Source organism: Chlamydia ibidis 10-1398/6, assembly GCF_000454725.1.
GTDB lineage: Bacteria > Chlamydiota > Chlamydiia > Chlamydiales > Chlamydiaceae > Chlamydia > Chlamydia ibidis.
On record NZ_APJW01000001.1, the window covers coordinates 225,258 to 248,542 of the forward strand.

A 23,285-nucleotide genomic window follows, 5' to 3' on the forward strand; every position below is an offset into this window, starting at 1 on the left:
TTGAATCAAGAAAAGGGGTCAGCTTAACAAAAGTTGTCCCGAAACTCAAGAAAAACTCCTATTTCTTTAGTGTGTAGATTTCTTGATCATAGGGAAAGCATACTTTCAGTAAGGTATGTCGGTGCTTCTAAAATCACAGCTCTTTCTAAGATATTCGATAATTCTCGAATATTCCCGGGCCAGGAGTAGTCAATCAGAGCATCCTGTGCATCTTTTGATAAAACTTTCTTTGTTTTGTTGTTCAAGCGACAAAATTTATCAAGAAAGTATTGGGCTAAAGGTAAAATGTCATCTTTTCGTTCTCTCAAGGGGGGCAGGTGCAGAGGGATAACATTAAGACGGTAATATAGGTCTTGCCGAAAACTTTTTTCCTCTATCGCTTCTTTGAGATCTCTATTCGATGTTGCAAGAATACGGACATCTACAGATATTGTCGTTGTGCCTCCCAAATGTTCGAATTCTCGTTCTTGTATAGCTCTTAATAGCTTGGCTTGTAGATTGATAGGAACTTCTGTTATCTCATCTAATAAAAGAGTGCCTTTATGGGCTAATTCAAAACGTCCGGATTTTTTTGTGGTGGCTCCGGTGAATGCCCCCTTTTCATGACCAAAGAATTCTGATTCGAGTAAGGTATCTGGAATAGCTGCGCAATTAACTTTTATGTAAGGGTAGCCTGATCTAGGTGAATTTCTGTGGATAAAGAACGAAAGGACCTCTTTCCCGCATCCCGATTCGCCATGTATAAAGATGTTGGCAGAGCTATTAGCAGCTTTCTTGGCTTTCTCTAATATTTGTTTCATAGCTACACTTTCTGCAATTAGTGGGTGGGCATCCGAAGAAATCTGTGATTTTAACAGTAAATTTTCGTTAACAAGAGATCTAATTTCCTTGGCTTTAGAGATAAAGGCAAATAAAGCCTCTGCTGAAAACGGTTTTGTTAAGTAGTTAAAAGCTCCATGGTGCATAGCTTTTACTGCATTTTCAATTGTTCCGTATGCCGTAATTACAAGCACGGGGGGATGGTTGGGATGATTTTTTGCTGCAGCAATAATATCGAACGCAGAACCATCAGGCATATTCATATCAGAAATAATTAAATCAAAATTTTCTTTACGTATCTTCTGTATGCCTTGATGTACATTATCCGCTGTTATTGGGGTATAGCTCCGAGATATGAGTAGATCGGAAAGAAAATCTCGAAGAAGGGGTTCATCGTCGACTATGAGAATTTTTTCTATCACCATGTGTTTGTTAAGGAATGTTGATTAAATATTTTTTTTATTTCTACTATTTAAAAGAAATCAATGTAAAGAAATAATCAATAATTCTGTTTTTCTTTTATTTAAAAAATAAAAAACCTTTTTGTGTTGATCTATAGTTCTTTTTGATTGTAAAATTCTTATGCTTAATTTTTTTAGGGCTATTTATGGCTACAGATCACACAAACCAGAATTTGGTATCGTCTAATACACATGCGCATCCCTTGTTACGCAATGACGGAATGCCTATTTTTTCTCCTTTGACAGCTGAAGACAGGGGCTATGTGTTATCAGAGCATAAGAATCATATCTTGACAGCCACTAAGATTGGGATGTTTTGCCTTTCTTTAGGATCTGTGTGTGGTGGAGCTTTGGTTCTCGCTCTTCTTCCTCACATATCTTGTGGAATAGGCATAGCATTTATAGCCCTGGGTTTAGTCCTCCTAGTGCTAAGTCTTCTAGCATTTCTATCTAGCCCTACTGTCCGTCCCCATCCGATTAAAATCCCTATGTTGCGGCAGATGCAAGACGAGTTTTACAGAGTTGCTGATGTCGTTGATGCTAGGAATTTGTTAACGCATGGTTTTGAAGACAGTGAAGATCCCAGAGCAGCTTTAGAGAAAAGAGTCGAACTTCTACTGCGATTGGATAAAGATTTAAGGTCTAAAGAAGATGGATTATACGCGCTTTTAGCTAACCAAAAAGACACGGATTTAGTTTCAGTATCTGAGTTGACTAGTTTTCGGGATATGCAACTACAGATATCTGAACAGCTAGACCTTCTGTATAGATGTTATGGTAAATATGTGACCGGTGATTACTCTTCTGAAAATCCTAGTGAAGAGGAGAAATTAATTTCTCTATCTAGAGAGAAAGAAATGAATCAACGTCTTCTTCAAGACGTACTTTTAGAAAAAAATAAGTGTTATGATGTTGTTGAATCTCTAAAGATCGCTTTATGTAATATTGAAGATAGAATCCTGGGTGTAACAGACGAAGATATCTCCTCAGCACCTATAGATGAGTTTCATGATATCTTGTCTGTAAGAAATGACCGTTTATCTAAGTTAGGAGAGGCGTTCAAAGAATTAGCTAGACTATGTATTATTGAGGATCAGTTACGTACCCGACGCTCGGAAATTGAAAGCGAGATACAAATATGTGTAGATCCTTTGTTATCCATGCCTATTCTTTTGCGTGATTTTAAGAGCAAGTATTTAGAATCTTCTACTCAAGCCCGTTGTTTACGGGATATGTTGCGCAGCGCAGAGATGAAAGTTAAAGAGAAGGAATGTGAGATCGAGGACTTGTTATCAAAAGTACAGAGACAACAAGAATCGACTCAAGCAATTTTGTCTAGACAAATGGCTTCAGATCCGGTGGACAGCTGTCTTAATGATCTTATAGAGAAGAGTGAGACTATAAAAGATCTTAATGAACAATTGGAGATATTCAGAGGCCTACTCGCAGAGTCTAGAAAGGTGAACGAAGATCTGAATAAGTTAAGGGCTGATCATGCTAGAAATGTGGAAGAGTTAGCTGGCATGACCGTACAGGAGCAGGTACTTCATAGTAAAATTTCTGCTCTGGAAGACCAATTGGACGTGCGTATTAAGGCAGAAAAAGAACTTCGACAGACCTTAGGTGAGTTACAAAGTTTAGTATTAGAGTATTCGTCGCAAGATCAGACTTCTCAAGAAGTTCTTCTACTACAGAAAGAGCTTCGAACTCTTTATGATCGTTTGCGGGAATCTGATGAGGAACGACAGGATTATCTGGAAGAGCTATGCTCTTATAGATTAAATGTGCAGGACCTTAAATCTAAGATGCACGTAATGCGAGAAGATCTTCGAATCAAAGAAGAAGAGGTGGCTGCTCATAGAGAAGAAATTTTGCAACTTCAGAATCAGTTAGATAGATATGAAGAATTAGAGCAAAAATCTGCGGAGTCCGGAGATACTTCTGCTAAGTTGGATAGCGACTTCCAACTGGTGCAACGTGAGATTAAACGACTTGAAGGAATAAACGCTCAGCTTTCATCGCGTACTCAAGAGCTTATTCAAGAAAATACTCAGGTTGTTGATATCCTCAGGAGAAGCGAGGGTGAGAAGAATAAACTTATAGAAGATATTCGTTCTCTGCGTCGTAGCTATGCCGATGAGATAGCTAAATTACAGAAAGAAAAATCTGATATGGAAGAACTCTTAGAACAACGTCATCTTAAACATCTAGAGTCTCAGGTATTGTTAAGTTCACGATCTATGCAATTAGAAAAATTATTGGCGGAGTCTAAGCAAGCTTTAGGAGAATCACAAGAAGGTGCTCTGTATATGCTTGCACAGCAAAATATTCTACTGTCTCAACATATTAAACAAAAAAGAAAGCTAGACATACAGAGTATGAGTTTCAGAGAAAAATTATCTTTCACTTCTCCGAGATTCTTTGGAGATTTAGGCGGCGAGTTATCATGTGCTTGGTCACGTCCTGGTATTTCTCTTGAACACGAATTGCCAGAATCTTCTTCTATAGAAGAGAAAAAAGCTGTTGTTATGACACGTTGTGAACGAGAATGGTTATTTGCCCTACTTGGTGCATTTACAAATCAAGAACTAGAAACGGTCGTGCGGGAGGCAAATGCATTAGCAAGATCAACACCTGAGGGCACTGTTGAAGCGCATGTTCTCTTTGACACTTTATCATCCAAATTTACACATCTTATTGATGCTCAAAACTTGCTTGAAGATTGGTTGACCAATTGTTATTCCTATATCACAAATCTAGATATTTTCAGATGTAGAGAACGTTGGACTGGCTTTTTGTTTACTTCCCTGTTATCGATGCATAAAGGTGATGGAGGTAGGTTGGCTGGACTTTCTTTAGTGGAAAATCGGTATTTAGATTGCATTTCTTGCTTTAACGGAAATCTGCCTTTGGTGCTTTCCAGTATAGGTCGTTCTGAAGAGGGCACCTCTCCAGCATGTGCGAATCCTTTAGGAGATTTGAATTTTGAGTCCTGTGGTAACATTAGTTGGTCAGTTTTGATTAGTACTGTTTCCGAGCTTCTTGCTTTCCGAGAAAAAAGTGGAACCCAGTTTATTCTTAACGCGGATCATATTCGTAATTGTATTCTCCACACCGTGCCAAGATATTTAGAAATGCTTAAGAAAGAACGTACCTCAGAAGCAAAATGGATTTTCCCACAAGATATCTAGTTCGTAGGCAATTTTAGTGTGAAAACAACGTTCTGGTTAATATTCTCGACGTGAATGTCGCCTCCATGGAGGCGCATAATCTTTTGTGCTTCAGCTAGACCTAATCCATTACCCCGGGTTTTCGTAGTGAAGAAAGGGGTAAATAATTTATTCATGACCTCTGTAGGTAATTCTCCTGGATTGCTAACAGATATGTCTCCACCTGGGTGTAGAGTCAAAACTATAGGAAGGTGTGTAGCTTCGGAAGCATTTTTCACCAAATTCCAAACTACGCTTTTCATACGATCTGTATCTATAGACCGTTCTATAGAAGCGGATGTTCTTCGTTCAAATTGGCAAAGAGGAAAGGTAATAGAAAGTAATGGAATTAATGAAGAGAAGAATGCTTGTAGATCTATAGTTTTTAAGTGTAATGGTTGAGATTTTGTAAACTCTAGCATAGAAGAAACTAGAGAGTTCAGAGATCGTGTGCCATCTATGATAGAGGATAGCATTCTCTGGTGCCTAGGTGATGGAAGTTCTTCTTTTAAAAGAGAAGCAAAACCTGCAATCCCAGTTAGTGGGTTTCGGATTTCGTGAGCTAACGTTGCTGTCATTTTCCCTAATTCTGATATGCTACGATATTTTTCTATGGCGTGTTCTAATTGTCTGTACTCAGATCGATCGCGAATAAGAATGAATAAGTAATTATTCATATCATTTTTTCTTACAAAGATTTCTACATCCCGGTCATTATCATTTTTTGATAATGTCAGCCTTAACGTTTTAGGTTTAGGTGTAGTGGTTAGATATTCTTTTAATGAGAATCCAAAGAAATTATCCGGGAAAAATTGATCAAAAGGTTTGTGAAGGATTTCCAAATTTCCAGGAATGCCGAGAATATCTTTAGCTTGGGAATTACAAATAAGAATAGTCCCCTGTTCTGATAGGAGAATAATTCCATCAGGGATAGATGTTAAGATGGTGTTAGCTTCTTTATAGGATTGAGTAACACGAGCTTTAATTTCTAACAGTTCGTGCGTTGCAGAACAGGAGTTACATATATTGTTTCTGTTCATAGATCCCTAATTCTTTTTTTCTTAACATATAGTTTTTTTTATCAGCAGAAAGAATCTGTAAAATAACTTTGCGAATGTCCTCCAATTCATTTTGAATATCTTGTGGCAATATTGGGGTGAAGGAATGCCAAAATTCTTTGATTTGGTGGTCTATTTTTTCTATACAAGATAACAGGGTTTTTTTCTGCTGCAATACATCCGCTAATTGATCAGAAGACAGAGAGAACTCTGTTTCTGTAAGATCAAGAATGGCTAGGAAGAAGCCTTTCTTCTTTTTCAAAAGGAGCATTAGGGATCGTTCTTTCATGGAGGCGAACTAAAAAATCTAGATAGAAGTCTGCCCTAAAGAAAGCGTGGAAAAGATTTATTAGCAACCTGAAAAATGAAGAGAAGATTAATGCCGGCGATTGGACTCGAACCAACACCTTACTGCTAAGAGTAGATTTTGAGTCTACCGCGTCTACCATTCCGCCACGCCGGCATAAAATCTATGGGGACAATTTACGTGTTCTATTCTAATAATCGCAAGGAAAATCTCTGGTGTTGGGGGATTAATTATCTAGATTACAGGTATGTTATTTTCAAGATCATACAAGATTTCGATAGTCAGATAGCTATAGCCATCCATTTTTTGAATCTTTAGAGAAAACTCTCCATTTTCTAACATTACCTCAGATTTTTGAAATTCCTTAATAAAGGGAAGCACCTGTTTTTGAGTATAAAGAGCAGGTAAAATACGTTTGATATGGTCTAAACTAATGCTATCTGGTAGGGAAAGCAATGCAGCGGCTCCAATAAGATGTTTCTTTGATAGATGGTTGCCTTGGGCTGAAGAAAATGCAAGATGATTAGGGCAGCAGTATCCCTCGACAATTGAACAAGGGAAATGGGTATTTAATAGGCGAATAATCGTAACCAACCTAGGGAATACGAAGAACTCTTGAAATAAACTGTGCTGTAGACCATCACAATCATACAAAATACAATCGTCAGTTTCTAATTTTTCCTGATGTCCTCGACAGTGTAGGGAGTATTTAGTAATGATATGATGTTTGGGGCATTGCCAGTCATATCTAGGATTAGGAACTTCTTCACTAATGGGATAAAGGGTAACAGGTATTCCTAATTGTGATGTAATTCTTTCTGGAATCACCAAATAAGGATGGGATGTATCTTTAGAACATCCTAGACAGAATACTATAGAACACACCAGTATATACCCTAAGTTTGACATAGGGATGTTGGTAAAATATCTCGATAGTTTAGAGAAAACTGCGTGCGAATTATTCTCTATGCTCAAAGGTATACCCCTATTTTTTTAATAGTCTATACTACTAAATAGAACCAGTAATAGTAATCTTTTGTTATTCTGTCGAATGCGTTTAGTATATAACTATCACTAGATTTCTTACTCTAGTCTATATAATTGGGTGTTTTTCATTTAAGGTTAGTTAGTGGTTATGCAAATCGATCAGTTTGACGTTTTTCTTTTTGATTTAGATGGTTTGGTATTAAATACGGAACCTATATTCTACCGTGCTTTTCTAGAAGCTTGGGAATCCTATTCTGTCCCGCTATCTATGGACTTTTGCACATATTATCATCTTTCTATGCTGGGACGGGAAAAATTTCAGGAATGTGTAATAGAGGACTTCCCTGCATCTAAAGGATTTTTCCCAAAATGTTTTGAAGATAGGGAAAGATTATATCGAAATTTGGTTAATGAAGTAGTCCCAGAATTGATGCCCGGAATAGAAACTTTTTTAAAGTGTTTAATTTCGAAAAATAAGATCTGTGGTGTAGTTACTAATTCTTCTAAAGAAGTGACGACTCGTTTCTTATCTAAAATTCCTACTTTGGAGTTATTTCATTTTTGGGTAACACGAGAGGATTATCCTCGTTCTAAACCTTATCCTGACAGCTACCAGTATGCGTATCGTACTTTTGTGCGGCAGGAACAAAAAGTTGTTGGTTTTGAAGATAGTATTAAAGGATTACGAGCTCTCTCTAAAATTCCAGCAACTATGGTTGCGATTAATCCAATGATGTCGTTGACAACTCATAGCCATCCTGATTTCGAGGGCAAGAATTTTCACTATTTCCCTTCATTTTGTGAATTATGCCCACAACACGAAGAACAAAACCAATTGTAAGGGTATGGGTAACATACGTGATGTAAGAGAAGACCGTAGCCAGGTGCCGCGGGAGGGCCTTTTCTACGATTTTTGCTAGTAAGAATTTTTGCTATATATTCAGGAGGATACTTACCTTTACTGACATCCAATAGAGATCCAACAATATTTCTTACCATTTTATATAGAAAACCATTTCCTCGGCAGATCACTGTAACTGTTTCTTCTGTGTCTATGATATCGAGGTGAAATAAAGTGCGGATAGTAGAAGAGTAGTCACGTCCATGGTTAGCAAAAGAAGCAAAGTCGTGAGTGCCTATTAGGTATTGTGCTCCAGCACGCATGAGATCTATGTTTAATCTATGTCTAGGGTTATAAACAAACGTTTGTTGCCAGGGCAAAGGTTTAAAAGATTTTGAGAGAACATAGCGGTATTCTTTTGCAATGGCTTGAAATCGCGAATGAAAGTTATTGTCAGTGATAGCAACATCGCGGACAACAATATCTTTAGGAAGAATGGAATTTAGTGTTTTTTTAATTACTCCTCGTTCCTGAAATAATGAGTGTTTAGGAAGCGACATATGTGCTACTTGCCCATAAGCGTGTACACCAGCATCTGTTCTTCCAGAAGCGACTACAGAAGGAACATATTTAAGAACTTTAGATAGAGAGTTTTCAATGGTTTCTTGAATAGTTGGAGCGTTGGGTTGACGTTGCCAGCCAGAATATTTTGTCCCTTGGTACGCTAACAGTAATACTATCTTTCCCATGTAAGAGCATTTGCAATAGTTAAATCTTGAGGATAAGTAATTTTAATTTGCGGATGCTTATTATACACGAGTGTAGTGGGAATGCCAAGAATCTCTGCTGCATGGGTGTCATCAGTTAAAATTTCTCCTATATCTTTTGCTAAACATAGACCTTCCAATAGGATTTCTGTTCGCAAGCATTGTGGAGTGTGGACAATGGCTAAATTATCACGAGCTATAGTTTTTACCGGAGAACATTGCTTTACCGTATATGTAAGGGGAGAGGCTAAGGTTGCGGATCCTGATATAATAGCAGCGGACATTATATCATTAACCTCGTCTAAGTAAACAAAAGGTCGAGCTCCGTCATGTACCAATACCCAAGGCTGGGATACTTCCAGCACGCCAGAAAGGACGGAATCCTGTCTTGAGTCTCCAGGGATAGCAAATTTTACAGAATAATTTTGAAATACTGTCTGATATTGAGCATCACAAACAACAACAACTTCTTTGATCTTTGGAATCTGTAAGAAAATTTTTAAAGAGTTAAGGATTAGGGGATCACCTTGAAAAGGAAGATATTGTTTAGGTTGGTCGCTACCAAAACGATTTCCTTTCCCACCACTAAGTAAAATAAGAGAATAGCTAGGTTCCATATTCACAGCGAACACAACAGATTTCTGGGGGAGAACAAAATCGTAACCTCTTTAGCCCACCTAATCCGCGGTTTACGTATAATTGCTTTAGCCCATCAACAAAGTGAAAATGCCCTCTCGTTAAATTAGGATTTTCTAGACCAGACAGTCTATTCATGATTTTATTAGCGAATTTTGGCCATGGTAGTGAGACCTGGGGCCCGTGAGTATGTCCGGAAAACACTAAATCTCCTGAGTGATTATCAAGCAAAGTTATTGTGTCCGGGTTATGTGACAAGATAATGCCAGGCAGGGTAGGATTATAATTGGAGAATGCCTGTTCAGGATTACATTGTCTGGCAAAAATATCACCAAGCCCTACAATGTTTGCAACATCTGGGATGGTGTAATTTTCATTATGTAAAAGGGTAATAGGAGTTTTCTTCAATAATGCTATGAGCTCTGGGTGTGGCATTTGTGGCTGCAAAGTTTTAGCAAACTTATAGCGATTAGACGAGAAAAGAGCTTGTATTATCGATACAAAAATTCTTTTCAATGGTTGGCTAGATTCTAGGGGGATTACATCGATTTCACCGTGATGATTGCGTGAAACGTATGATTGATAATCATGATTTCCTAAAACAGCAAAGGTCCCTAAGCGAGCTTTTAATGTGTGCAAAAACGCTTCCAACCGATCAGGATCTTCTACCTGAGCTCGACAAAGGAAATCTCCAGAAAATAAAAGAATATCTGGCGATAAGCTAGCAATTTCTTTGGAGACCTTGCGTAAAAACTTCTGAGGTACCGATTTATGAAAGTGAAGATCAGAAATCTGCACTATACACAAACCATGAAGGTGCGCATACTTTCTGGGAACTTTCCATTTCACACTAGAAACACGTAGCGAATTTGGCTCTATCATGCCTGCCCATAAAACGACAAGCAAAGAAAGCAAAACTATAAACGATAGAGCAACTGGTACCATACATCTAACTCCTCGCCCTGGTGGACGAGGATCCTAAAGAGCCAATCCGTAGTACTACTTTGTAATATGTTTGGAGATAAGTTTTGTCATTTGGAACATATCGACGGGCTTGGAAGAACCGAAAACTTTTGCTAATTTTTCATCGGGCAGAATATTTCTTTTATTCTTAGGGTCTTGGCAATTATTAGCTTTAATATAGTCCCATGTTTTTTTGACTACCTCAGTACGGGGCATAGGGCCCTTCCCAACTATTGCTGCTAGATCCTCGGAAAGATTGACAGGCTGCATGAATGCAGAGTTCTTATTTTTTTCACTCATCGGTTACTCCTAGTAAAGGTGGTACGAAGAGACCCTAGCTCTTCATCGCAACTTTTTTATCTTTCTGGTAGGTTTCTCGTCAAAACAAAAAAAAGAAACGGTTTCTGACTGGCTCGTTGTTAGGGTTTTGAGTGTACACTATTGCTAAAAGCGTAGCATGATGTCAGGTCTACCAGCCCCTATATCTTAGACCAGGTAAGTGCATATTTATATGATTCCATTTCTATAACAGACGTTCATATCTAGCAATTGATTTGACATAAACGTTTATTCATCATTTTATTTTGCAACCAAATCCAATAAAGAAGTACTGACATTGTTTCGAAGTTTCGAAATTCTCGAAGTTCCCTTCCGTATCTAACTAATAGAGGATCCTACTTAATTTTATCCTAGGGGGGATATCTCTTAGTGAGGATAATGCGGTCTCGTTGACTTTTTACCATTTTCTTCTCTAGAATTTTAGTTCGAAGAGTTCTTATGAGAAAGCTATGCATGAAAATTTAGAAAAGCGTTTAGAAGTTTTATTGTCTGGGTTGGCTTTAGCCGGGAGGTCTCTTTGACCCCGAAGGTAAAGAGAAAGAACTAGATATTTTGGAGGAAAAGACCCTGGAAGAGGGTTTTTGGAATAATGTGGGTGAAGCAGGTAAAATCACTGAGAGAATTGCTTCCTTAAAGAAACAACTTTCTGCTTATCAAGATTTTAAAGCTAGAGTGGATAATTTAGTTTTTTTCTTGAGCGATAGTGAGGCGTGTGATGACAGTGAATTACGTCGTGAGTTAGACAAGGAATTTGTTGCTTGTGAGGAAAGGCTAGCTCAATGGGAGACAGAACGGCTGTTATCTGGAGAGGTGGATAAAAATAATTGCTTTCTTTTTATGAATGCTGGAGCAGGAGGCACGGAATCCTGCGATTGGGTAGACATGCTATTTCGCATGTACTCTCGTTGGGCGTCGTCACATCAATGGAAAGTGGAAGTTGTAGATCGTGTAGATGGTGATGTAGCAGGAATTAAGCATATCACGCTAAAGATATCTGGTGAGTATGCATATGGTTATGCGAAAGCAGAACGTGGGGTACACAGATTAGTACGTATCTCTCCGTTTGATAGTAATGCTAAACGACACACGAGTTTTGCTTCTGTTGATGTATCTCCTGAAATTGATGACCAAGTAGAGATAGATATTAAGCCAAATGATTTGCGCATAGATACATTTCGTTCATCAGGTGCGGGTGGTCAGCATGTAAATGTTACAGAGTCCGCTGTAAGGATCACACACTTACCTACAGGCATTGTCGTTTCTTGCCAAAGTGAGCGTAGTCAAATTCAGAATCGGGAAAGCTGTATGAAAATGCTTCGTGCAAGAATTTATGAGAAAATTATGCAAGAAAAATTAGAGAAGCAAATGACTGAACGTAAAGATAAAAAAGAGATTGCTTGGGGCTCTCAGATCCGTAATTATGTTTTTCAGCCATATTCTTTAGTGAAAGATGTGCGGACGGGATATGAAACAGGGAATGTACAGGCAATGATGGATGGTGAGTTGTTGGATGATTTTATCAAGGCATTTTTATCCCAATATGGTGACGCTCTATGAAAAAAGTGTCGGGTACACATATAGCTGGATTAGAAGTACGTTACACATTGGCTAGTGATGCAGACTATGTACGTTTTTGGTTAAACGATCCCAAAATTCTTCGAGGTTTCCCTCTTAAAACAGAAGCGGAGATCGCAGAAAGCGTAAATTTTTGGATAGGTTTTCATCGTGTGAAGAGTAGTTTAACTGCGGTTTATGAAGGAGAAGTGGCTGGAGTAGCCACTCTTATTTTAAATCCTTATATTAAAGTTGCTCATCATGCTTTAATTTCTATTATCGTAGGTGAGCAGTATCGCAATAAGGGTATAGGCACCGTTCTGTTGAATAACCTGTGCCATTTGGCGAAAGAACGTTTTAAATTAGAAACTCTTTATCTTGAAGTTTACGAGGAGAATCCCGCGATACATCTTTATAAACGATTTGGATTTATTGAAGTTGGGAGACAGGCACACTTTTATAAAGATGAAATCGGTTATTTAGCAAAAATTACAATGGAAAAAGATCTTTGATTTTCTAGATTTATCATCTTTAAATGCAGTGTTTCCAAATTTTTCTTGGATTAGCTAGAAATTTTTTTAAGGCTACGAATCTTTGCAAATCATTATATATGTTATCTCTGAAATCACATTATCAGTATAAACAGTCGTCTTCTGTTCCTGTCGATTATACTGCTGGTAATGTATATAATCTGCAAAAGATATACGAAGATCTCAATGATAAGTTATTTCAGGGCTCTTTGAAGTTAAAGATCGGTTGGTTTGGTCGTCAAAAATCCAGAACTGGTAATAGTTTGGTCTTAGGTTGTTTTCACGAAGAAGAACAATTGGTACGTATCCACCGTTCTTTAGATAGACGTGATGTCCCATTATTTTTTGTAGAGTATGTAATTTATCATGAAATTATACACAGTTTAGTCCCTAGGGAATATTCGTCTTCTGGTAGGACGATGTTTCACGGGAAAAAATTTAAAGAATATGAGCGGCGTTTCCCAATGTATGAGCATGCTATTGCTTGGGAAAAAGAAAACGCTTTTCTGTTATTGCGAGGATATAAATTAGTAGGTAAGGAAGATGGCAGGACATAGTAAGTGGGCCAATACGAAGTATCGTAAGGAACGTGCTGACCACAAAAAGGGTAAGATTTTTTCAAGAACCATTAAAGAACTAATCTCTGCTGTGAAGATGGGTGGGCCTGATCCTAAATCTAATGCGCGTCTACGCATGATTATTCAAAAAGCAAAGGATCAAAATATCCCTAATGAGAATATTGAAAGGAATCTCAAAAAGGCTTCTTCAGCAGATCAAAAGAATTTTGAGACAGTTACTTACGAGCTTTACGGTTATGGTGGTGTGGGTATCATTGTTGAAGCAATGACCGATAATAAGAATCGTACAGCCTCTGATATGCGTATTGCTGTTAACAAGCGTGGGGGAGCTCTTGTCGAGCCAGGAAGTGTTCTTTATAATTTCATCCGTAAAGGAGCTTGTTATGTTTCTAAAGATTCGATAGACGAATCAGCACTTCTTTCTCACGTAGTTGAAGTAGGAGCTGACGACCTCGATACTGATGATGAGGATCACTTCATTATTCTATGCGAACCTACAGATCTTGCTGCGGTTAAAGAGAAATTATTATCCCGAGGGATTACCTGTTCTGAAGAAAAACTGATCTATGTGCCATTGAGATTAGTAGATTGCTCCGAAGAAGACGGACAGTCTAACTTATCGTTGATCGAATGGTTAGAACAAATTGATGATGTTGATGATGTATTTCACAATATGGCATAACCAGTGAGATGGTATCTCACCGGTTATCCATAATGTGTGGTTAACTTATCTTAAATGAGGCGGAAGCGATGACGTCCTTGGAGGAGGTGGAGGGGGAGTTTTCCGATTTCCTTGAGCTCTGTCTAGTACATTAGATAGATTCTTGGTTACCTGTTTAGCTGCATCGAATAGCTTTTGGCCTTCAGTCTTTCCTCCTCCACTGTCTGCGGCTGAGATCGCTTCATCTAAATTTCTTGTTCCTTGCTCAAACATTTTAATTTTTGTAGCTACGGCGCTTAGTGCTGATGTTACTTGCTGCGCAGCTTCATAGATATTAGATCTCTGTTCTATTGTTGCTGTTTGTCTTGTTCCTTTTACAGGTGAACTAGTCGCCATTTGTGTGACGGGAGCTGCCGTACGTACCTCTTGTGCTGCTGTTGCTGGTGTCGCAGCGGAGAGCAAATCAGACATACTATTTGCTACATCCCTAGCTGCCTCATGTAAAGATGTTTTGGTGTCTAAGGTAGCCGTTTCTTTATTTCTTTGAGGAACATCCGTAATGGAGGATTGTTGGGTTTGTACTCTGCTAGTTACTACTGTGGCTTGCATAGGCATGGTTGCAATAATACCACCGGATCCAGTTCTCTCTTGGAATTGCTGAATCAGTTTTCCTACATTAGTTTTGTTCGGCTGAATTAGGTTGCCTTGCTTATCAAAAGCCGTATCTAGGTGTTTCCTAAGTTGAGGTAGTAATTCTTCTAGCCTCTCTCCTCCTTCTCCTTGCTGGCCTACGATGATTCGAGATGTTCCTGCTGTCGTCGTTGTACGCTCTCTTCCAATAGCATTATTTTGAGAGCCTGTTGTTTCATTTCCATCGTCATCTAGAATAACATAGCGTGCATGGAACAGTGTTTCTGGTTTGGTCGGATCGGGAGTTTTACCAGATTCAACGTCCTTAATCACTTTACCTAGTGTTTGGTTAACAGGTATTGGTTCTCCTCCATTGCTTTCCGGATAAACTACGTTAAGGTGTGCCCTTACGTGTCCCAGGATATGAGTAAGTTCAGCTTCTTGCTCTGTACCTTGTGATTGTCGGTTTTGTGAAGTTTCTCTAGTTCCTCGATTGCCTTCTGTTTTCTCTGAACTATCAATTTTCTGATGCTTCCCAGTCACCACGGTAGGTGTGGGCTCTTTACCAGATTCGACGTCTTTGATTACTTTACCTAAATTTTGATTAACCTCTACAGGTTCTCCTCCATTATTTTCTGGATATACGACATTCAGATGTGTACGAACCTTATTTAAGATGTTAATCAGCTCATTACCGTCATTACCATTTTCATTGGTTGTCTTCGAGTCTGCTCCGTTATCTCCTCCTTCATTCTTGTTTAAAAGAACAGTAGGAACATAGGTGCCATTTTCCGATGTTCTGACTACAGTACCTAAATCTTGGTTTCCTTCATGATGGTTCCCATCCTTATCGTACACGGTATCTAGGTGTTGACGAACATTGACCAGAATATTCTGCAATGACATGTTTGACATTCCAGAAACGTTGAATCCTCCCATAGTGGGAAGAGGACCTGGTGGCGGTGGTGGTATGGACATATCATCTTCACCGGGACCTTCATCAACTATTTCTTGCGTAGGTTCTTCAATTGTAGATGATGTATCTACGGCATCTGTTTCATCAAAGCCTGTCTCTTGGACATCTCCTCCGACTTCGTTATTTTCGTTGCCTGTTTCAGTTTTTCCAAGAGTTGTTGTTGTTGTTGTTTTTCCTCCTTCAACATGAACTTCTGTTTTAATTCCTCCCAAGTTAACGTTGATAGTTGGGATTGGATAGTGGCCAAACGGAGGCATTGTAGGTTGTTGTTGGACAGTTTCTCTAGCAAACGAGGTTCCTTCTTCTGGTTTAGAAAAGTTATTCCAATTGATTCCTTTTAGAGGGCCAACGTCTCCCCAGATAGCTCCTGAGTCTACTTTTGTTCCTCTACGCCATACAGAAGGAGTATAGTTGTTACTGGATTCTTTTGAGTTCCAAGGACCATAGAGCACGGTTGTTTTAAACTTCATACTCATAAGTAAGTGGCTATAATTTCCGGTTTCTCCAGTCTGTCCCGCAATCCTAGGCTGTATGTTATTTTCCCAGTCAGATTGCATAGTTTCGTATCCCACGCAAAACTTAGCAATGCACATTTCTAGATCTTTAACATCAGTAATAGGTTCTTTAGTTCTTCCATTAGTCACTGCTATAGATTCTGCTGTACTCCAGTCGCCATTCCTTACAAAGATGAAACTCCCTCTAGCCTCATCCATAAAGACGATATGACCAGCTTTCGTTTGTAATTTTGCTTGCACAGAAGGATTTTTTAAGAACTCAATGATTGAAGCTTTGCTGGTAGGATCATAAGTTGGAAGTTTCATGTCAGGGAGACCACCTGGGCCATCTGGTCGTTCTACTCCGTCAGGAGCTTCTGTGCCGCGTAATCCGCTTAATGAGCCTAAGTTAGCAGATGCTTGACTACTTGATGCTTGTTCTGTATCTGTAGTGTGTGTGCTTCTAGTAGATGAATCAGTGGATGAGGATGAGGTTGTACTAGAACTACTTGATGTACTATCTGTTCTTGTCCTCCCTAGAATAACATGCGCTCCCACGGCATTGGCAGACGTTGCCGTTCTACCAACATTTCCTCCTTGTGGAGCCTGCTGAGTTACTACGGTTTCTGGTGAGAATGCAACTGCTTGAGCATCGCTTTCAGCTTGAGATATCACAGTTTCGGCAGCAGAATTTACAGATGTCGACGTAGATACAGTAGTTCCTGTTGAGGTAGTGCTTACGGTATGGTCGCCAAATGTGACTTGGGTAGTTGTTTGCGGAGTACTAGTGTCTGGAGTTGTAATACTAGTTATCTGCTGACCATTAATAGGAGTAGGGGTATTCATAGTTTAAGAGAGATCAAAAACTTTATTTATTTAATTAGATTTTAAAATAATTTTTTTATAAATCTCTCCGATTTTATTTATAAATATATTTAGGTTTTTCGTTAATTATTGTTACTAAGCTGTTAGTAGAAACTATTTGTATCGAAAAAATAGAAAGTTTGCGTGGAAATTAACGTTCGAGAAAGTTAACGTTTCTTTAAGAATGTGAGAAATTAAGAGGTCTTAAGCATGTCTGCAGTGGAAGTTTTCGGTGGTTGTGTATTGGAGGGGGCAGTACGTATCTCTGGTGCTAAGAACTCTATAACTAAACTGCTTGTTGCTTCTTTACTTTCTGATCGTAAATGTATCTTACGTAATGTTCCTGATATTGGTGATGTACGGTTGACTGTAGATCTATGTAAGTCTTTAGGGTCGATTGTGCATTGGGATAAAGATGCAGAGGTTATAGAGATTCATACTCCTAAGATATCCATATCAGAAGTACCTGCGCAATTTTCACATGTCAATAGAATTCCTATACTACTACTCGGTGCACTACTATCTCGTTGTCCTGATGGTGTGTGTGTCCCTTTTGTTGGAGGGGATGCTATTGGTGCGAGGGCCTTGAACTTTCATTTAGAAGGTTTAAAACAGTTAGGAGCACACGTTACCTACAGTAGTAAGGGTTATAGGGCATCTGCTCCTTATGGCTTAGTAGGAGCTTATATCACTCTGCCTTATCCCTCAGTAGGAGCAACTGAGAACCTTATATTAGCTGCAGTGGGAGCAGAAGGTAGAACAATTATAAAAAATGCCGCACTAGAAGTTGAGATTTTGGATCTTATCCTTTTTTTACAAAAATCTGGTGCTGCAATAACTACGGATAATGATAGGACTATAGAAATTTTTGGTTGTACAGATTTTTATGACGTTGATCATAGTGTGATTCCTGATAAAATAGAGGCCGCTTCTTTTGCTATGGCAGGAGTACTCACGGGAGGTAGAGTATTCGTTGAGAATGCCGAGCAGGAATTAATGATTCCTTTTTTAAAGATCTTACGATCTATAGGTGGTGGATTTAGGGTTATTAACAATGGTATAGAATTTTTCCGAGAATCTCCTTTAAAAGGTGGAGTAGTATTGGAAACAGATGTTCATCCAGGATTCCTGACTGACTGGCAACAACCATTTTCTGTGCTATTATCTCAAGCGGAAGGTTCCTCTGTTATTCACGAAACTGTTCATGAGAACCGTCTGGGGTATCTACGTGGGTTGCAGAAGATGGGAGCAAAATGTGAACTATTTTATCAGTGTCTTAGCTCAAAGTCATGTAGATACACTACAGGAAATTTTCCTCATAGTGCAATCATCCATGGCGCGACTCCTTTGAAATCTACACATCTGGTTATTCCGGATTTGAGGGCAGGTTTTGCGTATGTGATGGCAGCATTGGTTGCCGAGGGTGGCCCAACACTCATTGAAAATACGCAGCTTTTAGATAGAGGTTACTATAACTGGGTAGGGAAATTAGAAAACTTAGGGGCTAAGATTCACATCCTCTCTTCTGAAGTCGTGGTTTCTTAAAATTTAGGCAATACTATGATATTGCCTAAACTACAAACGATTTAACAATTTCAGACCTAGTAATTGCATGCCCTCTGCTAGTACTTTTTCTGTTAGTGCGCATAAGTAGAGGCGTGCTAATTTACGCGGAGAGTTTTCAATATGGCAATCACGAAAGAAAGCATTGAATTTATTAGTCAGGGTATAGAGATAGTCGGTTAGGAAATGAGGACAAAGTTCTTTGATCGTGGTGTCTAATGCTTCAGGAAAGCGTAAAAGCGTTAAAGCTAAAGATTCTTCTGCCGGATCCTCTATAGACGGTGTTCCTTTGAGCTGTAAATCAGAGAGGTGCAATCGTCGCTTGATTCCTTGTATGCGTACATAGGCGTATAGAAGGAACATCGCTGTATTCCCTTCGAATTTCAGCATTTTTTCGAACGAAAAAACATAATCGCTCACTCGATGAGAAGATAGGTCTGCATATTTTACAGCATTGATACCGATGATAGGTGCACGTTCTGAGATTTCTTCTTCAGTAATATCAGGGCGATGTTTTTTTAGTGCATTTTTAGCTTGTTCTACGGCACTATCTAAAAGCTCTTTCAGTTTAATATTTTCCCCAGATCTTGTTTTAAATTTTTTTCCTTGTGCATCTAAAACTAAGCCAAAACCTACATGAGAGAATATTCCAGAATGAGGCAAATAACCAGCTGCTAGCGCTGTTGCTTCCACCATTCGGAAGTGTAAGGATTGCCCCATATCTGTCACAATGATAATCCTATCGGCATGGTCGTGATTAACACGATACCGCATAGCAGCGAGATCTGTGGTAGCATAGTTGTAACCACCATCACTTTTTTGCACGATGAGAGGAACTGTGAAAGAATCATGAAAGACACATTTAGCATCGTCAGAAATGGTAATAAGGTCTTTAGATTCTAGATCTTTGATTACATCAGCAAGAAATGGGTTATAAAAAGACTCCCCACGTTTTTCTAAAGAAATATCCAGAATTTGATAAATTTTTTGGAAAGCACGTTCTGATACTGAACAGATATGTTGCCATATTTTCAAGGATTCTGGATCTCCAGATTGTAGGGAGACTACGCGATCTTGGGATCGCTTTTTAAATACCGGATCGTCCGAAAAACGTGCATGTGCTTTTTTGTAGAGTTCAGTCAAATCCTCAAGATTTTCGATGTTTTTTTCATCTTCATCTTCAAGATAGGTAATCAACATGCCAAAAGCAGTTCCCCAATCACCAATATGGTTTAGACGTAACACATGATGTCCAATATATGAGAAAATACGTGCTAAACAATCTCCAATGATTGTAGAGCGTAGGTGGCCTACATGCATCTCTTTAGCAATATTAGGAGATGAAAAATCTATGATAATTTTCTGAGGATTAGCAACTCGAAAGCCTCGATATAGTTGTTCTGAAAAATTTTCCAAAGTTTCAGTTAAAAATCTCTTAGAAAAAGTTAGATTAATAAATCCGGGACCAGCAATTTCTACTGAAGAAAACATATCTGCTGGCAGATAAGAAACTATAGATTCGGCAACTGTTCTTGGTGCCATCTTCAGAATTTTGGCTAATTTCATTGCGTCATTACATTGGTAATGTCCGAACAGCTCTTTAGTTGATTGCGTAATATCTGGAGAGACCTCTTCTAGTTGAGGAAAGGCAGAACGAATAGCTGTGGAAAATATAGAACATAGTAAAGAACGTAATGTAAACAATTAAGGAACCTCTCCTATACAACCATTTTCATACCAAGACTTAAGCTCAGCTATTTTTGTCATAATTCTATCTGTAGCAATTTGGTAAATCTCCTTACTACTTAAAGTCGTATTTTCCAATAAATCATCTAATTTTACTGGACTCCCGAATATACAAGTTATTGGTTTGCAAAATTTAGGGAATTTCTGATGACGATTAAAAGCTTGATAGGTCCCTGCTACGTACACAGGTAAAACAGGAACTTTTGTTTTAATTGCTAGCATGCCTACGCCTATTTGACCAGGATGTAGGTGACCATCGGGGCTTCGTGATCCCTCGGGATAGATAATAAGTTTTTGTCCTTTTTGGAATAGAGAATATGCTGCTTTGAAAGCAGCGGAGTTTCCGGAACTTCTATTTACAGGGTAGCATGCCCATTGTCGTAATAGCCAATTACTGAAAACATTGCTAAATAGGGTAGAGCGAGCTAGATGATAAAGGCGACCTGGGAAAGATAGAACTACTGCTACGGGATCTAAGAAAGAAGCGTGGTTAGCAGCTACAATGGCAGGACCATGACAGAAGCTTTTCTTGTTTCTATATACTCGGAATCGATAGAGAAGACGAAAGAGTATATTTGTAAGAAACTTGGTAATCGCGAAAATCATAATTACTTTAAAGTGACAAAAGACAAAATTTTCTCCAGAACTTGGCTTATTGTCAAATCTGAAGAATCAATAACTATTGCCCCTTCAGGAATGATTAAGGGATCATGGGTTCTCGAACTGTCAGCTTGGTCTCTAAGAAGCAATTCTTGTGTCAATTCTTCTTTTGATAACGTATTTTCAGGTAAGTCTCTTAATCTGCGTTGAGCACGAATTTCTGGCTTTGCTGTTAAGAATATTTTTAAGTCCGCGTCAGGAAAAACTTTCGAACCCATATCCCTGCCTTCGAACACACAATTACCTAGTGTACTATATTTTTTTTGTTGCTCGTGCATAAAAGCACGTACTTCAGGCAATTGAGAAAGTTGAGATGCTAAGTTAGCAACTTCTTGAGTAGCCAGCTCTTTGTTTAAAACGTGTTCTCCTAAATATGACTGAAGAGGTTCCCCTGGGACAAAAGAAAAATAGAAGGGAGGGTTTTCTAGGAATTCTTGGATTGGTAAGGATCCCCAATGAGGATCGAGCCGAGCATAAGCTAATGTTCGATACATGGCTCCCGTGTTGCAATAGTTGAAGTTCAGAGAGCCTGCAAGCATCTTTGCGACTGTACTTTTCCCTGTCCCTGAAGGGCCGTCTATAGTAATAATCATCCTAAGAATTTATCTTGTTGTGTAATGAGAAGAATAAGGTAAACAATAGGCGTTGTAAGTAGCAACGAATCCAACGTATCGAGCATGCCTCCAATAGCCTTAAGTTGGTTACTATTTTTAATATGTGCATCACGTTTAAATATGGATTCAATGATATCGCCAAAGAAGCCTCCGATTCCTAGAATGACGCCAAGGATAACTAGGACGGGAGGCATGAGAATATAGCCTGAGAAGCGCTCTGGAATGTGCAAAAAGAAAACTATACTAATCAAGGTTGCCCCTAAGCATCCTGAGATAAAGCCAATGATTGTTTTCTGTGGGCTGATTTGTGGGGTGATTTTTTTTACACCAAATGCCTTACCAAAAAAGTAACCAAAAATATCGGCTCCTTTAGTGGTGGCAATAAGAAAACATGCCCACCATACCCCTAAAAAAGGCTCTTTAGTATGCACGAATCCATAAAGAATACGAAGAAATAGATGTATGGGAATTGCAACATATAGGATGGAGAATAGGGTAATGCCTGAAGCCTGCAAAGGTCCGCATTTAAATTTTCTAGACCTGAAAATATTAAGCACTAACCAGCAAGCAAGAAATGTCCAGGGTAAAACTTTAGCGTAAGTTGGTAAAAAATGTCCCCAGCGAATCGCTAGAAATCCCATAAATATAAAGACGAATGCACCGAAAGAGCTATACAAACGAAAACTGTAGTTCAGTTTTGCTTTCGCCATAGTTGTATATTCATAAGTCCCAACAGCACCACATAATGCACAAATAAAACCTAGGGCAAAGGAAGTAACAGGTGAAAGGGAACTATAGAGTAGAACTACTAAAAACGTTAATACTAGAGAGTGAACAACAACGCGTTGAAAAAGATCTCCATAAAAAGGAGTTTTAAACTTGTTTAAGTTCATGTGACTATCTACCTCCTCGTCGTGATCGTTGTTGGTAAGCTGTAATTGCATCCCGCAAATGGCGTCCAGTAAAGTCTGGCCAAAGGACATCTGTAACATAAAGTTCTGTGTATGCTATTTGCCACAACAAAAAATTACTTACACGCATTTCGCCACCTGTGCGAATGAGTAAATCGGGATCGCCCACTTCTGAAGTGTCTAGATAGGAATTTACTAAACTTTCTGAAACATCCTCAAGGGATATGGTTCGATTTAATAAGTCAAGATGCAATTTCTTAAACGCACGTATGAGTTCATCCTTCCCCCCGTAGTTAATTGCGAGAACTAAGTCCATACGAGAAAATGTATTGGTCACATTAATAACTTTATTCAATTTGTCCTGAATGTAGCTAGGCAACTTTGACAAATTCCCAATACAACGAAGTCGGATTTGGTTTTCGATCAAATAAGGTAGTTGGATATCTAATTGCGTACTAAATAAAGAGAAAAGTTCACTCACTTCATCCTGAGAACGTAAGAAATTTTCTGTGGAGAAAGCAAACAATGTTAAGACTTCTACTCCGTAGGTAAGAGCAGATTGAACAATCCTCGGGAGAACTTTTGCTCCATAGTAATGTCCAGAGGAGTATTCTAAATGAGCCGGTTTCTGTTGTTGTTTGTACCAGCGACGATTACCATCCATGATAATAGCAATATGCCTGGGTGATGGATTCCGTGAAACAGGTTGAGATGCTTCTTCGGGGACTAGAGATATGTCTGTATTATCAGATATGGTAGCGTACGTCACAGCCTATTTCTCGGACACAACTTTCTGGCATCAGGTTAGCAAGAAAAGTTTTTAGATTCTCTGAAAACTTAGGCTCCTCACTAAGGAACTTCTGGAGAGACATACTAGAAGAATTATCATATCTTGACAAGACGACATTCATAAATCTCGGTATAGAGTGAGTCCCAGTTATATTGTCGATAAATTATTTTTATTGTCTGTTTTGCTAATTCTATTAGAGGGTTTTATCTATATTAATAATATTTTTAAAATCTTGAAAAGAGATTTTATTTGTTTGTTTTGTTATATTGTTTTGTTTATTTTTGACTATAATATCACAGAATATTTGCTCTGATCTAATTTATATCC

At 38.6% G+C, this 23,285-nt stretch carries 21 protein-coding genes and 1 tRNA gene; 7 read left to right on the plus strand and 15 right to left on the minus strand.

Going from position 1 to position 23,285, the window contains the following annotated elements; genetic code table 11:
* Window positions 1–86: 86 nt before the first annotated feature.
* Window positions 87–1,244, minus strand: coding sequence for a sigma-54-dependent transcriptional regulator (locus H359_RS01095; RefSeq protein WP_020370877.1), 1,158 nt, complete (start codon window positions 1,242–1,244; stop codon window positions 87–89).
* Between the two features lie 182 nt (window positions 1,245–1,426).
* Here H359_RS01095 and H359_RS01100 point away from each other — a divergent pair, with 182 nt between their 5' ends.
* Window positions 1,427–4,471, plus strand: a complete 3,045-nt coding sequence (locus tag H359_RS01100; RefSeq protein ID WP_020370878.1) for a hypothetical protein — start codon at window positions 1,427–1,429, stop codon at window positions 4,469–4,471.
* Here H359_RS01100 and H359_RS01105 read toward each other — a convergent pair.
* The 4 genes from H359_RS01105 to H359_RS01120 form a co-directional block, all read right to left on the minus strand.
* Window positions 4,468–5,529 (minus strand): two-component system sensor histidine kinase NtrB, encoded by a 1,062-nt coding sequence (locus tag H359_RS01105; protein ID WP_020370879.1) that lies wholly within the window; start codon window positions 5,527–5,529, stop codon window positions 4,468–4,470. The two genes, H359_RS01100 and H359_RS01105, sit on opposite strands and share 4 nt — an antisense overlap.
* Entirely contained in the window at window positions 5,507–5,836 is a 330-nt protein-coding gene (locus H359_RS01110) for a hypothetical protein (protein ID WP_035392270.1), read from the minus strand. The genes H359_RS01105 and H359_RS01110 overlap by 23 nt, the downstream gene beginning before the upstream one ends.
* Window positions 5,837–5,927: 91 nt before the next feature.
* A tRNA-Leu gene (locus H359_RS01115) sits at window positions 5,928–6,010 on the minus strand.
* Window positions 6,011–6,088: 78 nt separating this feature from the next.
* Entirely contained in the window at window positions 6,089–6,829 is a 741-nt protein-coding gene (locus tag H359_RS01120) for a hypothetical protein (protein WP_155848239.1), read from the minus strand.
* Window positions 6,830–6,989: 160 nt separating this feature from the next.
* Between H359_RS01120 and H359_RS01125 the strand changes: the two genes are divergently transcribed.
* Window positions 6,990–7,682, plus strand: coding sequence for an HAD family hydrolase (locus H359_RS01125; RefSeq protein ID WP_020370882.1), 693 nt, complete (start codon window positions 6,990–6,992; stop codon window positions 7,680–7,682).
* On the opposite strand, the gene truA is transcribed toward H359_RS01125, so the two are convergent.
* The 4 genes from truA to H359_RS01145 are packed head-to-tail and all read right to left on the minus strand — an operon-like array spanning window position 7,625 to window position 10,348.
* The gene (gene truA, locus H359_RS01130) at window positions 7,625–8,431 is read right to left on the minus strand and encodes a tRNA pseudouridine(38-40) synthase TruA (protein WP_035392275.1); all 807 of its coding nucleotides are present in this window, start codon (window positions 8,429–8,431) and stop codon (window positions 7,625–7,627) included. The two genes, H359_RS01125 and truA, sit on opposite strands and share 58 nt — an antisense overlap.
* On the minus strand, window positions 8,419–9,066 hold the full coding sequence (ispD, locus tag H359_RS01135) for a 2-C-methyl-D-erythritol 4-phosphate cytidylyltransferase (RefSeq protein ID WP_020370883.1): 648 nt from the start codon (window positions 9,064–9,066) through the stop codon (window positions 8,419–8,421). The genes truA and ispD overlap by 13 nt, the downstream gene beginning before the upstream one ends.
* Window positions 9,056–10,030, minus strand: coding sequence for a UDP-2,3-diacylglucosamine diphosphatase LpxG (gene lpxG, locus H359_RS01140; RefSeq protein ID WP_020370884.1), 975 nt, complete (start codon window positions 10,028–10,030; stop codon window positions 9,056–9,058). The genes ispD and lpxG overlap by 11 nt, the downstream gene beginning before the upstream one ends.
* 54 nt (window positions 10,031–10,084) lie before the next feature.
* The gene (locus H359_RS01145; RefSeq protein WP_020370885.1) at window positions 10,085–10,348 is read right to left on the minus strand and encodes an SWIB/MDM2 domain-containing protein; all 264 of its coding nucleotides are present in this window, start codon (window positions 10,346–10,348) and stop codon (window positions 10,085–10,087) included.
* A gap of 488 nt (window positions 10,349–10,836) precedes the next feature.
* On the opposite strand from H359_RS01145, the gene prfB reads away from it, so the two are divergent.
* The 4 genes from prfB to H359_RS01165 all read left to right on the plus strand — a co-directional run bounded on the left by prfB (window position 10,837) and on the right by H359_RS01165 (window position 13,731).
* Window positions 10,837–11,944, plus strand: a protein-coding gene (prfB, locus tag H359_RS01150; protein WP_122974541.1) for a peptide chain release factor 2 whose coding sequence is annotated in 2 segments (ribosomal slippage) — window positions 10,837–10,905 and window positions 10,907–11,944 — 1,107 coding nt in all. Because the reading frame shifts where the segments join, the coding sequence is not laid out codon by codon here.
* Window positions 11,941–12,453 carry a GNAT family N-acetyltransferase gene (locus tag H359_RS01155; RefSeq protein WP_020370887.1) on the plus strand — a complete coding sequence of 171 codons (513 nt, stop codon included), beginning with the start codon at window positions 11,941–11,943 and terminating at the stop codon, window positions 12,451–12,453. The genes prfB and H359_RS01155 overlap by 4 nt, the downstream gene beginning before the upstream one ends.
* A 98-nt stretch (window positions 12,454–12,551) precedes the next feature.
* Window positions 12,552–13,028 (plus strand): SprT-like domain-containing protein, encoded by a 477-nt coding sequence (locus tag H359_RS01160; protein WP_051149437.1) that lies wholly within the window; start codon window positions 12,552–12,554, stop codon window positions 13,026–13,028.
* Entirely contained in the window at window positions 13,015–13,731 is a 717-nt protein-coding gene (locus H359_RS01165) for a YebC/PmpR family DNA-binding transcriptional regulator (protein WP_020370889.1), read from the plus strand. The genes H359_RS01160 and H359_RS01165 overlap by 14 nt, the downstream gene beginning before the upstream one ends.
* 45 nt (window positions 13,732–13,776) lie before the next feature.
* Here H359_RS01165 and tarP read toward each other — a convergent pair whose 3' ends face one another.
* Window positions 13,777–16,656, minus strand: coding sequence for a type III secretion system actin-recruiting effector Tarp (tarP, locus tag H359_RS01170; RefSeq protein ID WP_020370890.1), 2,880 nt, complete (start codon window positions 16,654–16,656; stop codon window positions 13,777–13,779).
* A 228-nt stretch (window positions 16,657–16,884) separates the two neighbouring features.
* Between tarP and murA the strand changes: the two genes are divergently transcribed.
* Complete coding sequence (murA, locus tag H359_RS01175; RefSeq protein WP_020370891.1) at window positions 16,885–18,219, plus strand: UDP-N-acetylglucosamine 1-carboxyvinyltransferase; 1,335 nt, start codon at window positions 16,885–16,887, stop codon at window positions 18,217–18,219.
* Between the two features lie 30 nt (window positions 18,220–18,249).
* Here murA and argS read toward each other — a convergent pair whose 3' ends face one another.
* From argS to H359_RS01200, 5 genes are read right to left on the minus strand one after another with little or no spacing between them, the layout of a single operon-like run.
* Complete coding sequence (gene argS / locus H359_RS01180; protein ID WP_020370892.1) at window positions 18,250–19,941, minus strand: arginine--tRNA ligase; 1,692 nt, start codon at window positions 19,939–19,941, stop codon at window positions 18,250–18,252.
* A complete protein-coding gene (locus tag H359_RS01185) occupies window positions 19,942–20,589 on the minus strand; it encodes a lysophospholipid acyltransferase family protein (RefSeq protein ID WP_020370893.1) in 648 nt (215 codons plus the stop codon).
* A 2-nt stretch (window positions 20,590–20,591) separates the two neighbouring features.
* Complete coding sequence (gene cmk, locus H359_RS01190; RefSeq protein ID WP_020370894.1) at window positions 20,592–21,236, minus strand: (d)CMP kinase; 645 nt, start codon at window positions 21,234–21,236, stop codon at window positions 20,592–20,594.
* Window positions 21,233–22,150 carry a phosphatidate cytidylyltransferase gene (locus tag H359_RS01195; protein WP_020370895.1) on the minus strand — a complete coding sequence of 306 codons (918 nt, stop codon included), beginning with the start codon at window positions 22,148–22,150 and terminating at the stop codon, window positions 21,233–21,235. The genes cmk and H359_RS01195 overlap by 4 nt, the downstream gene beginning before the upstream one ends.
* A gap of 4 nt (window positions 22,151–22,154) precedes the next feature.
* On the minus strand, window positions 22,155–22,904 hold the full coding sequence (locus H359_RS01200) for an isoprenyl transferase (RefSeq protein WP_035392424.1): 750 nt from the start codon (window positions 22,902–22,904) through the stop codon (window positions 22,155–22,157).
* Window positions 22,905–23,285: the final 381 nt, after the last annotated feature.

Bases quoted from the DNA above. Each gene is read 5' to 3' on its own strand.
- ispD (WP_020370883.1), bottom strand. From the start codon at position 9,066: ATGGAACCTAGCTATTCTCTTATTTTACTTAGTGGTGGGAAAGGAAAT.
- H359_RS01185 (WP_020370893.1), bottom strand. From the start codon at position 20,589: ATGATTTTCGCGATTACCAAGTTTCTTACAAATATACTCTTTCGTCTT.
- murA (WP_020370891.1), top strand. From the start codon at position 16,885: ATGTCTGCAGTGGAAGTTTTCGGTGGTTGTGTATTGGAGGGGGCAGTA.
- H359_RS01105 (WP_020370879.1), bottom strand. From the start codon at position 5,529: ATGAACAGAAACAATATATGTAACTCCTGTTCTGCAACGCACGAACTG.
- H359_RS01165 (WP_020370889.1), top strand. From the start codon at position 13,015: ATGGCAGGACATAGTAAGTGGGCCAATACGAAGTATCGTAAGGAACGT.
- cmk (WP_020370894.1), bottom strand. From the start codon at position 21,236: ATGATTATTACTATAGACGGCCCTTCAGGGACAGGGAAAAGTACAGTC.
- truA (WP_035392275.1), bottom strand. From the start codon at position 8,431: ATGGGAAAGATAGTATTACTGTTAGCGTACCAAGGGACAAAATATTCT.
- H359_RS01110 (WP_035392270.1), bottom strand. From the start codon at position 5,836: ATGAAAGAACGATCCCTAATGCTCCTTTTGAAAAAGAAGAAAGGCTTC.
- lpxG (WP_020370884.1), bottom strand. From the start codon at position 10,030: ATGGTACCAGTTGCTCTATCGTTTATAGTTTTGCTTTCTTTGCTTGTC.
- tarP (WP_020370890.1), bottom strand. From the start codon at position 16,656: ATGAATACCCCTACTCCTATTAATGGTCAGCAGATAACTAGTATTACA.
- H359_RS01095 (WP_020370877.1), bottom strand. From the start codon at position 1,244: ATGGTGATAGAAAAAATTCTCATAGTCGACGATGAACCCCTTCTTCGA.
- H359_RS01155 (WP_020370887.1), top strand. From the start codon at position 11,941: ATGAAAAAAGTGTCGGGTACACATATAGCTGGATTAGAAGTACGTTAC.
- H359_RS01125 (WP_020370882.1), top strand. From the start codon at position 6,990: ATGCAAATCGATCAGTTTGACGTTTTTCTTTTTGATTTAGATGGTTTG.
- H359_RS01145 (WP_020370885.1), bottom strand. From the start codon at position 10,348: ATGAGTGAAAAAAATAAGAACTCTGCATTCATGCAGCCTGTCAATCTT.
- H359_RS01160 (WP_051149437.1), top strand. From the start codon at position 12,552: ATGTTATCTCTGAAATCACATTATCAGTATAAACAGTCGTCTTCTGTT.
- H359_RS01195 (WP_020370895.1), bottom strand. From the start codon at position 22,150: ATGAACTTAAACAAGTTTAAAACTCCTTTTTATGGAGATCTTTTTCAA.
- H359_RS01100 (WP_020370878.1), top strand. From the start codon at position 1,427: ATGGCTACAGATCACACAAACCAGAATTTGGTATCGTCTAATACACAT.